This window comes from Streptomyces sp. NPDC002690 (assembly GCF_053592415.1).
In genome coordinates, this window is the sequence record NZ_JBSFVR010000246.1 from 1 (window position 1) to 11,199 (window position 11,199).

The following is an 11,199-nucleotide window of genomic DNA, read 5'->3' on the forward strand; positions in this document are numbered from 1 at the left end:
GCCGAGCGCCGTCTCCAAGAGATCCTCGTCCGCTCCGGAGAGCTTGGCGCGGAGGGTGTCCAGGAACACGCCCACGGAGCCCGCTTCTTCGCCGCCCACGCCAGAGCACTGGCCGCCCTCGGCGACGGTGACTTCGAGACCGCCTACCGGCACGCCCGCACACTCAACCCGCCGGGGCCCGTCACACCGTTCGTCCCCATCGCCATGTGGGGCGCGTTGGACCTGGTCGAGGCTGCCCTGCGGACCGGACGGGACGAGGAGGCCGCCGCCCACGCCGCCGCGATGCGCGCGTCCGCCATGGCCGGACTTTCCCCGAGGCTGGAATTGGTGGTGCTGGCCTGCGAGGCTCTGACCACGCCGGGGACGGAGGCGGTCGCCCTCTTCGAGCGGGCGCTGTCCCTGCCCGTACCGGAGCAGTGGCCCTTCGACGTGGCGCGGGTGCGTCTTCTCTACGGAGAACGACTGCGGCGCCTGCGCGCCACCAGCCAGGCCCGGGACCAGCTGACCCGGGCGCTGGAAGCGTTCCAGTTGCTCGGCGCGGGCCCCTGGGTGACCCGTACGGCCTCCGAGCTACGGGCCGGCGGGCAGGCCGCGCCGGTCGCGGCCATGGGGGGAACGTCGGCGCTGACCGCACAGGAACTGCAGATCGCCACGCTCGCTGCGACCGGCCTGACCAACAAGCAGATCGCCGAGCGGCTGTTCCTGTCGCACCGGACCATCGGCACGCACCTTTACCAGATCTATCCCAAACTGGGCATCACTTCCCGGGCCGCGCTCAGGGACGCGCTCTCAGGCCTCGAACTCGACCGGAACCACTGACACGTCGAGCAGCTTCACGGCCGCTTGCCCAGTCATTTGACCTATGCCGGGCAAGTCGCTCCCGCACACAGTGGTCGCGGAGCCGTCCTCCGGGCGGTTCCCCTCGTCCGCCGCTTCCCGGCCGCGAGGCACCGTGAGAGGGAGACCGGATGCCCGACGCCGCAGACCACCGTCCGGACGTCCACTGGCCGTCCGGCTTCTCACCCGCGCACGCCCACAGTTTCTGCCAGGCACAGGCCGTCGTACACGCACCGGCCGCCACGGCATTCGCCCTGCTCACCGATGTACCGCGATGGCCGGAGTGGGTCCCGGGGGTCAGCCGGGCACGCCCGGGGGTGGTGGACCACACCTTCGACGTGCGGTTCCACGGGCAGCGCTTCGAGATCTTCCTGGGCGAGCGGATACCGCCGAACCGGTTCGGATGGTCGGCCGTCGGTGCCGGGGTGCAGCTCTACCAGACCTGGCTGCTCACCGAGGGCGACAAGGGCACCCACGTGGTGACGGCGAACGTCGTACGCGGCCCGGCCGCCAAGTCGCTGAACGCCCTGTCGCCGTTGTGGGCGCAGCGCCTGAACACCCTGTGGCTGGCGCAGCTGAGGCGGCTCTCGGAGAGCTCCCCCGCGCAGGAGAGCGGTTTCTGAGGGGCTGTCGGCATCCCGGAGAGGAACGGTTCTTGAGGCCTGTCGGCACCCCGTCGGAGCACCCCGTCGGAGCACCCCGTCGGAGCACCCCGTCGGAGCACCCCGTCGGCACCCGGGAGGACGCCGACGGCCGGCGCCCCGGGAGGCGTCGGCCGTTCGTGGGGTGCCCGGTGCGGTTCAGACGGCCGACGCCGTCTCCCTCTCCCGGACGGCGGGGTCGGGAGTGACCGCGGTGGTCCGGGTTCCGCCGGCCGGCCGAAGGAAGAGGGCGAGGAAGGTGCCGACGGCGAGTGTGGGGGCGATCCACAGGTAGCCGGCCGCCGTGGCGTGGGCGAACGCGTCCAGGGCAGTGTCGCGCAGAGCGGTGGGCAGGTTTCCGATGGTGTCGGGGCGGGCCGAGTCGAAGCCTCCGCCCGTCGGAAGGTCCTGGGCCCGGTGGGTGAAGCCGGTGTTGAGGAGGCTGCCGAAGACCGCGACTCCGAAGGCGGCGCCGATGGAGCGGGAGAAGGTGACCACGGCACTGGCGGCCCCGAGGTCGGCGGCGGGCACGCTGTTCTGGACGGTGGTCAGCACCACCATGGGCACCATGCCGATGCCGACGCCGGTGATCAGGAAGTAGACGCTCAGGACGAGGGTGTTGGTGGCGGCCCCGATGGTGCCCAGCAGGAGCAGTCCGACGAGGTTGGCGACCAGGCCGGCGAGCAGGATCGTGCGCAGCCGTTCGACGTGCTCGGCCCAGCGTCCGGCCAGTGACTGGCTGACGACGAGGCCGACGACGAGCGGCAGCATGTAGATGCCGGAGAGGGTGGCCGAGACGCCGTGGACGATCTGGAGGTAGGTCGGCAGGTAGACCAGGACGGCGAACATCGCGGCGTTGGCGAAGAACCCGATCAGCGAGGAGAAGACCACGGTCCGGGAGCCGAGCATGGCCGGCGGCAGGACGGGCGCGGCGACCCGGCGCTCGACGGGCAGCAGCAGCGCGGCGAGTACCACGGTGGCCACGATCAGGCCGAGGATGGCCGGTGATCCCCAGCCCCAGCGATCACCGAAGGACGTGATCAGCACCAGGCCGGTGGCGATGGCGGCCAACAGGGTGGCACCGAGGTAGTCGATGCGCGCCCTGACGCCGCGGACGGCCGCGGGCAGCGAGCGTGCGGCAAGGGTCAGGGCGACGGCGCCGACCGGCAGATTGATCAGGAAGGCCCACCGCCACGAGAGCTGGTCGGTGAAGATGCCGCCCAGCAGGGGGCCGACGATGCTGGCGACGCCGTAGACCGAGCCGAACAGGCCCTGGTAACGGCCCCGTTCGCTCGGGGCGACGATGTCGCCGACCAGGGCGAAGGTCAGCACGATCATGCCGCCGCCGCCCACGCCCTGCAGTACACGGGCGCCGATCAGTTCGGGCATGTTCCGGGCCAGGCCGCACGCCACCGACGCGGCCAGGAAGACCGTGGTCGAGGTCAGATAGAGCCGCTTGCGGCCGAACATGTCGCCGAGCTTGCCCCACAGCGGGGTGACCGCCGTCGAAGCGAGCAGGTAGGCGGCGCTGACCCAGGCGATGTCGTCGAATCCGTCGAGGTCCTCCGCTATGCGGGGCAGCGCGGTCGAGACGATCGTCTGGTCCAGGGCGGCGAGGAGGACCGCGAGGATCAAGGCGCTCATCGCGGCGGCGACACCACCCGCCTTCGGTGACGCGGACTGTGTCTTCGGCATCGGGAACTCGCTTCTCTGCAAGGGCGGCGGGAACGGTCGCGCCCGCCGCGGGACAACGTTGGGGCCACAGAAAGCTGGCGTTAAGCGGGCTATCTGTCACTTCAATGTAGCACTTATCGAAGCGTCATCCACGCCGAAGGAGCACTAGATGTCTCAGGTTGCACAGACCACCAACTAGACTCAGTGGTGTGAGAGCCGACGCAGCACGCAATCTGGAACTCGTCCTGACCACGGGAGCGCGCATGCTCGCCGCCGATCCCGGCGCGAGCATCGCGGGCATCGCTGCCGAGGCGGGTGTCGACCGGCGCACGGTCTACCGGCGCTTCGCCTCCCGTGAGGACCTTCTCGCCGCCATCTACGAAGCCCGGCTGTCGGCCGTCGAGGGGGCCATCGCGGACGCCCGGCTGCGCGAAGCACCGGTCGCCGTCGCCCTGCACCGCTACGTCGAGAACATCATCGTGGTCAACCGGACCTGGCCCGTCGAGCTCGGCCGCATGCTGGCCGAGGAGGACGCTCGTACCCGCCGGGACGCTTCCGTCCGGGAGGTCGACACCTTTCTCGCCCGCGCCACCGACGAGGGAGTCCTGCGCCCGGACCTGCCACCGGGGTGGGCGGGGGCGCTGCTGCCCCAGCTGATGCACCTGGTGGCGCGGCAGTTGCCGGAGCTGAGCCCTGGGCAGGCCGCGGACATCGTGGTCGACACGCTGCTGCGCGGTCTAGGCGCCTCCTGACACGACGAAGACCCCGTACCCACGAGGTTGCGTGTGGGTTCGGGGTCTTTCCGGTGCCCGGAAGGTTCTTTCCGGTGCGGCGGTCAGGAGGGTTCGGACGGGGGCGCGCCGTGCGCTCAGCCCCGGCGGACTCCTTCGACGAATCGCCCGGCGAGGTCGATGCGTTCGGCGAGAGTGGCGGGAGTCTGTCCGAAGTCCACGAACAGCTCGTGCACTCCGGCGTCGGCGGCGCCACGCGCGTAGTCGATGTACTGGTCGAGGGTGCCCGCCCGGGGGAAGTGGTCCGGGCCGGTCCTGGTTTCGGTCAGCTCAGGGTTGACGCGCAGCGCCATGTGCAGGGCCTCGGGGTCGCGATCCGCCTCCACCGCCGCCTTGCGGATGACGTCCCACATGCCCATCAGCGCGGGCAACGGCATCGCCACGGGCAGCCAGCCGTCGAGCCGCCGTCCGATCCGGCGCAGCCCGCCGGGCGTGAACGCGGCGAGCAGCACGGGCGGACCCGGCCGCTGATCCGGCTTGAGACCCACGACGGTCTCCGGAATGGTGAAGAGCGCTCCCTCGTGCGAGAAGACGTCACTGGTCCAGTACTTCTCCAGCACCTCCAGCGTCTCGTCGAGCCGGGCGCCGCGTCCCTTCCAGGGCACGGAGACCGCGGCGTACTCGTCGGGCATCCAGCCGAGGCCCAGACCCACGGTCAGCCGCCCTTCGCTGAGGACGTCGAGTGTGGTCAGTGACCTGGCGAGCATGATCGGCGGCTGCCACAGGCCGTTGAGCGTGCTGGTGCCCAGGCGGACGCGGGTCGTGTGGGACGCGGCGAAGGTCAGGGCCACGAGCGGGTCCATGTGGTTCTCGTACACCCGGGGCATCACCCCGTCGGCACTCGGGTAGGGCGCGCTGGGCGCCGAGGGGGCGAGAACACGGTCGCCGGTCCACAGCGAGTCGTACCCCATCTCCTCCGCCGTACGGCTCACCCGCAGGATGCCCTCCGGCCGGGCGTCGGGGCCGAAGGTGGGCAGGGCCAGTCCCAGTCTCATAGGTGTCTCCTCATCGGGTGACCCGGTCCGCGTGCTCGTCGGTGAGCGGGATTCCGAGTAGTTCTTCGAGAGCCGCCACGGTACGCCCGGCCTCCACGGCGTGGACGGTGGCGAATCCGAGGGCCTCCGCGGGCCGCAGGTGCTGCTCGGTGTCGTCCACGAACACGCACTCCTCGGCCCTGAGCCCGAGCTTCTCCAGGATCAGGTGGAAAATCGCCGGTTCGGGCTTGCGGATCCCATGGTTCTCGGACAGCACCACGGCGTCGTAGAGCTCGTCGACGGCATGTCCCCGGTACAGGTTCCAAGGGCTCGGGCCGACCGAGTTCGAGAGAATGCCGACCGGTATTCCGGCCCGGCGCGCCACCGAGGCCGCGGTGATCACCGAGGGCTCGGGGGACAGATCGGCGAAGATGCGGCCCATCAGGTTGTCCGGTGCGATGCCGAGCAGCCGGCCGGCCGCCTCGTTCCACTGGGTCTGGGTGAGCGTGCCGCGCTCCAGTTCGTCGGTGATCCTCGCCCCCTCGGGGGTCAGGTACACGTCGGTGAGCAGCGCCCCCTCGGCAAGCCCTTCGCGCTTCTCGAAAGCGAGCGCGGCAGGCAGCAGAGGCGTCGTCAGCACACCACCGAAGTCGAGGACGAGGCCCTTGCGGTGCTGAGTCATACACACACTTTAGAACCTCGCGGAAGACGGACCGTCACCAGGTGGCCCCTCACATGTCGTCGGCGTACGGATCACATGTGTGAGTGATAGGTGCAGGTCCCCGGGGCGTGCGAGGAGTTCCCGGATGCCACCGTGAGTGGGCGGAGTCGGGGGAACGGTCTCCGAGTGTGTCCGAAGCCCGTGCGGGCCGTCTCACACCGCCCGGAGGCCCAGGGGCACGTGGGCGTGTCTCTCGGACAGGGCCCGGGTCACCCCGCCACCCGATCGTCACCGTGCGCAGGCTCCCTGGCCGGGGCGCCGCGGGGCGGCAGCAGTTCCCGGGAGTACCGCACCTGCTGGAGGACCGGTGCACTCGCCTCGATCAGGAGCACCAGAGACTGTCCGCCGTCGTTCACGTCCGACGACGTCAACGCGTGTTCGCACACGGACGCCACCACGTGGTGCGCGGCGTTTCCGGCCCGTCCGGCACGCGCGAAGAGTTCCTCCTCGACGGCCGTCGAGAGGCCCTGACGCACCGACGGGGTGCCGTGCAGGGCTGCCGCGAGTCCCACCCGCTCGTCGTGGAGCAGGGCAGCGGATTCGGCTGCCACGACAGCGGAGGCCGACGATCCCCTCGGACCGGGAACGGCCCGGTACCCGGCCGGAGCGGCCAGGACGTCGGCCATCCGACGAGTCGCCCCCAGCGCGAGGGCGGCGATCGCCGTCCAGAGAAAGGGGGCGTCCTCGGGCAGCAGCGGTACCGCCTCCGCGCGGGTGGCGAAGCCCGCCGGTACAGGGGTGCCGTCCAGGCGGAAGGCCGCTCCGGGTGCGCCTCCCGGGAGGCTTGGCCGGGTCCTGTCGAGCACCTTGGAATGCACCACGAACAGGTCGGGACCGCCGCCCGCGTCCCCAGTCAGTGGCAGGACCAGCCACGGCCCGCTTCCTGCGTGCGCCGGCCGGCTCCACAGTCCGGACACGGTGAACCCGCCGGCTTCCTCGTGGGCCACCGGTGCCGCAACGGCCTCGTGGGGTACGGCGGTGGCCAGCGGCGCGGCCCAGTTCCAGGTGCCGGTGAAGCTCTGCCAGGCCAGAGCTGGATCGGCGTGCCCAACGGCTTCGAAGAAGGAGAACACCTGCGCGAGTGGAGCGTACGGCCCCGGGGCGTCCGGGTGGCCCGCCCGTGTGGACCTCGTCATGGCTGGGGCCTTTCTTTCGGATCAGGCCGGGGAAGGACCGGCGCCGCGCGTCGCAAGGTGGAGGAGGGGGCCGGGGCGGACCGCCTGCGCCGGACGGGAGCCCGGCGAGGTGACGAAGGTGTCTTCGCGCGTCCGCTGCGGATCGCGGGACGCCCTTCAGGCGGCCCTGTCGCCGGACTCGGTCCCGGTGGTGGTCAGGACGACGTTCTCCAGTTCCTCGCCCTGCCGGTAGCGGCGCAGTTGTCGACCGAGGAAGTCCGCGCTCATCAGAGGGAAGGCGTCGGTGAAAGCCGCCACGTGCGGGGTGATCAACACACCGGGCAGTCGCCACAGGGGGTGCCCGGGCGGTAGGGGTTCGGGGTCGGTGACGTCGAGCGCCGCTCGCAGCCGCCCCGCCCGCACCTCGCGGACCAGTGCCCCGGTGTCCACGAGTTCACCGCGGGCGACGTTGACCAGCAGCGCCCCGTCCTTCAGCCGCGCCAGGGTTTCGGTACCGAACATGCCGCGGGTCCGGTCGGTCAGCGGCGCGCACAGCACCACCGCGTCGGCCGTGGGCAGCAGTTCGGGCAGATCCTCCGTCCCGTACACCCGCCCCGCAGGAGTGGTACGGGCCGTGCGGGCCACGAGAACCGCCTCGCAACGGAACGCGTCGAGCCGGGCGGCGACGGACGAACCGACAGCGCCGTACCCGATGACCAGGACCCGCTTGCCGACCAGGGTGGACCGGAATTCCGGCCGCCACTCCCCTGCCGCCTGACCGTCCGCGAAGCGGTCCAAGCCCCGGCACAGGGCCAGCAGCAAGGTGACCGCCAGCTCGGCGGTGGCCTCGCGGTGCACCCCACGGCCGGTCGCGAGCCGGGTTCCCGGGGGCAGGGTGCCGAGCAGCGGAGTCATGTGGTCGTGACCGGAACTGAGCAGTTGCAGCACTTCGAGGCGGTGCATCCGGGGCAGCACCGAAGCCAGGACGCGTTCGGCGCCGGGCACGGGCGGCCCCACGAGGAAGCCGACGTCCCCGGGGTCACCGGGCAGCCGGCCAGACCCGTCCCAGTGGACATAGGAGAGTCCGTCCGGCAGTCCGGGGATCTGGTTCCGGCGATACGGTAGCCAGACGGTCTTGCCGTTCCTCATCGTGCATCAGCTTTCTTCCCGCTCCGGAGCCGCGGACCGGAGCCGGTCGTGCCGGGGTCGCGCGCGAGTCACCTCACCCGTTGCCGGGCACTTGCTGTGGGCCGACTTCTGGGCCGAAACAGCAGCGCCGGGTGTATATGTGGTGGTTCCTCACCTGATCAACGTATGTATCAGGACACCGGTTCACGTGAGCCTCGCCACTCGCACGTGTGAATGGGGCGCAGCGGGGGCCGCCGACCGTCACCGCAATCGCGTGCGCACCGGTGACGGCCGTACCCACGCTGTGCGCACAAGCACCGTGATGGGCGCCGCCCACCCTCACCCCGCCCCACCCCTGTCGCGATCCGCCCGCGTCCCCGGCCCACGACTGGTCCGCCCCGGTTCGACGACGTCGAGCAGCGATCCGTCCTGGTGGCCGAGGGCCCGAGCGAAGAGCTGTGCCCAGGACCTCACGTCGGGGCGGCGGCGCAACAGCGCACGGCGTTCGCGCTCGGTCATCGCACCCCACACGCTGTACTCCTCACGGTGGTCCAGGGCGTGGGCGAGGCAGTCGAGCCTGACCGGACAGCCGGCGCACACGGCCTTCGCCTCCTTCTGCGCCGCGCCCTCGGCGAACATCCGCTCCGGTTGCGCCCGGCATGGCCCGCGCTCGGCCCAGTCCATGGGCGCCTCGATTCCTGGCAGGCTCCCGTCCAGGGCGCCAGCCATACACACACATGTCTTCAGGAAGCGTACGACCATAACCCACTGTTCCTGTTGTCCGGTCCAGGCCCCGAGCGGGGACTCCGGTTCGCACGGACAGCTGAGCCCTGCCCGCTCACCCGCGGAATCCCGGCGGCAACGTCGGCAGTGAGATCGGCGGAACATGTGTGGCACCGGTCGACGGGACGAACACTGCTTCACCCAGCAACGCACAAGAAGCTTTTCGGCCATACCGGGTGACGAGAATGCTGAGGGCATCTAGTCTTCTGTCGGAGGGGGTAGGGCGAAAAGGGCACGGCGGTCACATGCACCGTCGCTCCCCGGAAGCGGCACATCGCATACGTGACGAGCCGACTGTCCCTGTGAGGCCCTGCGAAACACCGTCGGCTCCCGCAGCCTGCCGAGCGCGCCTGAGGTGTGCCGGCGAGTTGCGCACGCGGCTCTCGCCGTGGCCGACGGGAACGGCCACGTACCCTCGCCCTGACGTCTGGCGCGGTCCGTGCGTACAGACGGCGAAGTGCCCCTGCCGGGGCACTGGTTCAGCCCTGAAGGGAGTGGGGGACGGTGGATTCGGTCTTCGGGACCATGGTCGGCCGCGAACGCGAGCAAGAGATTCTGTCCAGCTTCGTGACGGCGGCAGGTGGCCGGTCACTCGTCATGCGCGGTGACACCGGGGTGGGCAAGAGCGCCCTGCTGGAACACGCCGCCGCCCTCGCGGCAGCCGAGAAGCACCGGGTGATCCGGGCGGCGGGGGTCGAGGCGGAGTCGGAGTTGCCGTTCGCCGGCCTCCACCAGTTCCTCTACCCGCTGCTGTCGTACATCGACCGGCTCGACGAGGTGCACCGGAAGGTGTTCGACACGGTCTTCGGCAGGAGCGCGGGCACACCGCCCTCGGTCATGACCCTGGGCATCGCCGTCCTCGACCTGCTGTCCCTCGCGGCATCACAGAACTCCCTGTTGCTCGTGCTCGACGACGGCCAGTGGCTGGACACCTTCAGCACCGAGGTCTGCGGCTTCGTGGGGCGGCGGCTCACCGGCAGCTCGGTGAAGCTCGTCGTCGTCCTGCGCTCCGACGTGCCCTCGGCCTTCGACACCGCCGCCATGCCGGAACTGGCGGTGACCACGCTGTCGGAGACAGCTTCCGAGCAGCTGCTGGACATGCACCATCCCGGCCTGGAACCCCAGGTCCGCAGGCTGGTCCTGGACGAAGCCCAGGGCAACCCGCTGGCCCTTCTGGAACTGCCGCCGTACGTGCGCGCCAACCGGTCGAGCCGCACTCCCGAGGAACTCTTCGGCTACACCGGCATCTCCCTTCCGGTACGCCTGCAGCAGGTGTACGGCGCCCGCATCGAGTCTCTCGGCGCCGAGGTACGCGCGGAGCTGCTGCGCGGAGCCCTCGACGGGGTGGGTGCCGGTTCTGCGGCCGGCCACACGGGAGGTGCGCGCTACCGCATGCTCAAGGCGGACGAGGCCGCCGACTGCGGACTGCTGGCAGTCGATCCGTTCACCGGTGACTTCGTCTTCCGCCACCCCCTGGTGCGCTCGACGGCCGTCCAGATGGCGACACCCAACGAGCGTCGTGCGGCGCACGCCGTGCTCGCCCAGGTGCACGAGGACGACCTGGAGCGGCGTGCCACACACCTGGCGGCTTCCGCGGTGGACCCCGACGAAAAGGTCGCCGCGACGCTGGAGGCCGCCGCGGACTCCGCCCTCGTGCGTGGGGGCGCACGGGCCGCGATGGCCTGGCTGACCCGGGCCGCGGAATTGAGCGAGAGCCACGAGGAGCGGTCCCGCCGGCTCGGCAGCGCGGCGTACATCGCCGGCCACTCCGGCCAGCTGGACCAGGCGCAGCGGCTGGTCCGTTCCGACTCCGCATCCGGTACCACCGATTCGCCGGCTTCGGTGATCGCCTCGGGCTACGTCGCGCTCTTCGAGGACGGGGACGTACGGTCCTCACGGCATCAGGTCTTCGCGGCGATCGAGTCCATGCGCGACAGCGGAGTGCGGGAACCGGACGAGATGCTCACCCGACTGGTCGACCTGCTGCTGGCCATCAACCAGTACGCGGGTGACGCGCCTTCGTGGGAGCGCACCCACGAGCTGCTGAACTCCCTGGGCGACCTGGTGTCCGGACAGTCACGCATCTACGAGGACGCCTGGGGAGACGTCGTACTGCGCGGCTCGGGTGTGCACGAACGGGTCGAACGTACCTTTGCCCGACTGCACGAGCTGGAGCCGTGGGACGTGACCCGGCTGGGGGTCGCGGCCTATCACGTGGACACACTCAGCCAGTTCCGGCCGTTGCTCCAGCGGACCGTGGACCGCGAGGTGGAGTCGGGAGCCCTGGCCGACGCCATGACGATGCTGCACCTGATCATGCTGGACCAGATCACGGTCGGTGAATGGGCGGAGGCGGAGCGCACCGGACAACGCTGTCTGGAACTGACGACCCTTCACCGGCACGCGCTGTTCACACATCACACCCACGCCTATCTGGGTCTGTTGGCGGCGTTGCGGGGCGAGGTCGAGCGGGCCCGTGAGTTGCAGGCAGCGGTCGACACCTGGGCCCGTCCCCGCGGTGTCGGTTTCCTCACC

At 70.6% G+C, this 11,199-nt stretch carries 10 protein-coding genes; 4 read left to right on the forward strand and 6 right to left on the reverse strand.

Annotation, left to right across the window (positions count from 1 at the left end):
* Together ACWD3D_RS25565 and ACWD3D_RS25570 are read left to right on the forward strand one after the other, a co-directional pair.
* The coding region (locus ACWD3D_RS25565; protein WP_451463131.1) for a response regulator transcription factor at positions 1 to 819 on the forward strand (819 nt) is incomplete at its 5' end.
* 149 nt (positions 820 to 968) lie between these two features.
* Positions 969 to 1,460 (forward strand): SRPBCC family protein, encoded by a 492-nt coding sequence (locus ACWD3D_RS25570; RefSeq protein ID WP_451463132.1) that lies wholly within the window; start codon positions 969 to 971, stop codon positions 1,458 to 1,460.
* 177 nt (positions 1,461 to 1,637) lie between these two features.
* Here the strand turns inward: ACWD3D_RS25570 and ACWD3D_RS25575 are convergent, their stop codons facing one another.
* Positions 1,638 to 3,173, reverse strand: a complete 1,536-nt coding sequence (locus ACWD3D_RS25575; protein ID WP_451463133.1) for an MDR family MFS transporter — start codon at positions 3,171 to 3,173, stop codon at positions 1,638 to 1,640.
* Positions 3,174 to 3,415: 242 nt separating this feature from the next.
* On the opposite strand from ACWD3D_RS25575, the gene ACWD3D_RS25580 reads away from it, so the two are divergent.
* A complete protein-coding gene (locus ACWD3D_RS25580) occupies positions 3,416 to 3,904 on the forward strand; it encodes a TetR/AcrR family transcriptional regulator (RefSeq protein WP_451463139.1) in 489 nt (162 codons plus the stop codon).
* Positions 3,905 to 4,020: 116 nt separating this feature from the next.
* Here the strand turns inward: ACWD3D_RS25580 and ACWD3D_RS25585 are convergent, their stop codons facing one another.
* The 5 genes from ACWD3D_RS25585 to ACWD3D_RS25605 all read right to left on the reverse strand — a co-directional run bounded on the left by ACWD3D_RS25585 (position 4,021) and on the right by ACWD3D_RS25605 (position 8,610).
* Positions 4,021 to 4,938, reverse strand: a complete 918-nt coding sequence (locus ACWD3D_RS25585) for a TIGR03619 family F420-dependent LLM class oxidoreductase (RefSeq protein WP_451463134.1) — start codon at positions 4,936 to 4,938, stop codon at positions 4,021 to 4,023.
* A gap of 10 nt (positions 4,939 to 4,948) precedes the next feature.
* Positions 4,949 to 5,599: an HAD family hydrolase gene (locus tag ACWD3D_RS25590; protein WP_451463135.1), complete on the reverse strand. Its 651-nt coding sequence runs from the start codon at positions 5,597 to 5,599 to the stop codon at positions 4,949 to 4,951.
* A 248-nt stretch (positions 5,600 to 5,847) separates the two neighbouring features.
* Positions 5,848 to 6,774 carry a hypothetical protein gene (locus ACWD3D_RS25595; protein ID WP_451463136.1) on the reverse strand — a complete coding sequence of 309 codons (927 nt, stop codon included), beginning with the start codon at positions 6,772 to 6,774 and terminating at the stop codon, positions 5,848 to 5,850.
* Positions 6,775 to 6,930: 156 nt separating this feature from the next.
* Positions 6,931 to 7,902, reverse strand: coding sequence for a 2-hydroxyacid dehydrogenase (locus ACWD3D_RS25600; RefSeq protein WP_451463137.1), 972 nt, complete (start codon positions 7,900 to 7,902; stop codon positions 6,931 to 6,933).
* Positions 7,903 to 8,220: 318 nt separating this feature from the next.
* Entirely contained in the window at positions 8,221 to 8,610 is a 390-nt protein-coding gene (locus ACWD3D_RS25605; protein ID WP_451463138.1) for a WhiB family transcriptional regulator, read from the reverse strand.
* 579 nt (positions 8,611 to 9,189) lie between these two features.
* Between ACWD3D_RS25605 and ACWD3D_RS25610 the strand changes: the two genes are divergently transcribed.
* The coding region (locus ACWD3D_RS25610) for an AAA family ATPase (protein WP_451463140.1) at positions 9,190 to 11,199 on the forward strand (2,010 nt) is incomplete at its 3' end.

Excerpts from the sequence above, each read along its gene's own strand:
- ACWD3D_RS25605 (WP_451463138.1), bottom strand. The coding sequence starts at position 8,610 with ATGGCTGGCGCCCTGGACGGGAGCCTGCCAGGAATCGAGGCGCCCATG.
- ACWD3D_RS25585 (WP_451463134.1), bottom strand. The coding sequence starts at position 4,938 with ATGAGACTGGGACTGGCCCTGCCCACCTTCGGCCCCGACGCCCGGCCG.
- ACWD3D_RS25575 (WP_451463133.1), bottom strand. The coding sequence starts at position 3,173 with ATGCCGAAGACACAGTCCGCGTCACCGAAGGCGGGTGGTGTCGCCGCC.
- ACWD3D_RS25600 (WP_451463137.1), bottom strand. The coding sequence starts at position 7,902 with ATGAGGAACGGCAAGACCGTCTGGCTACCGTATCGCCGGAACCAGATC.
- ACWD3D_RS25580 (WP_451463139.1), top strand. The coding sequence starts at position 3,416 with ATGCTCGCCGCCGATCCCGGCGCGAGCATCGCGGGCATCGCTGCCGAG.
- ACWD3D_RS25570 (WP_451463132.1), top strand. The coding sequence starts at position 969 with ATGCCCGACGCCGCAGACCACCGTCCGGACGTCCACTGGCCGTCCGGC.
- ACWD3D_RS25595 (WP_451463136.1), bottom strand. The coding sequence starts at position 6,774 with ATGACGAGGTCCACACGGGCGGGCCACCCGGACGCCCCGGGGCCGTAC.
- ACWD3D_RS25590 (WP_451463135.1), bottom strand. The coding sequence starts at position 5,599 with ATGACTCAGCACCGCAAGGGCCTCGTCCTCGACTTCGGTGGTGTGCTG.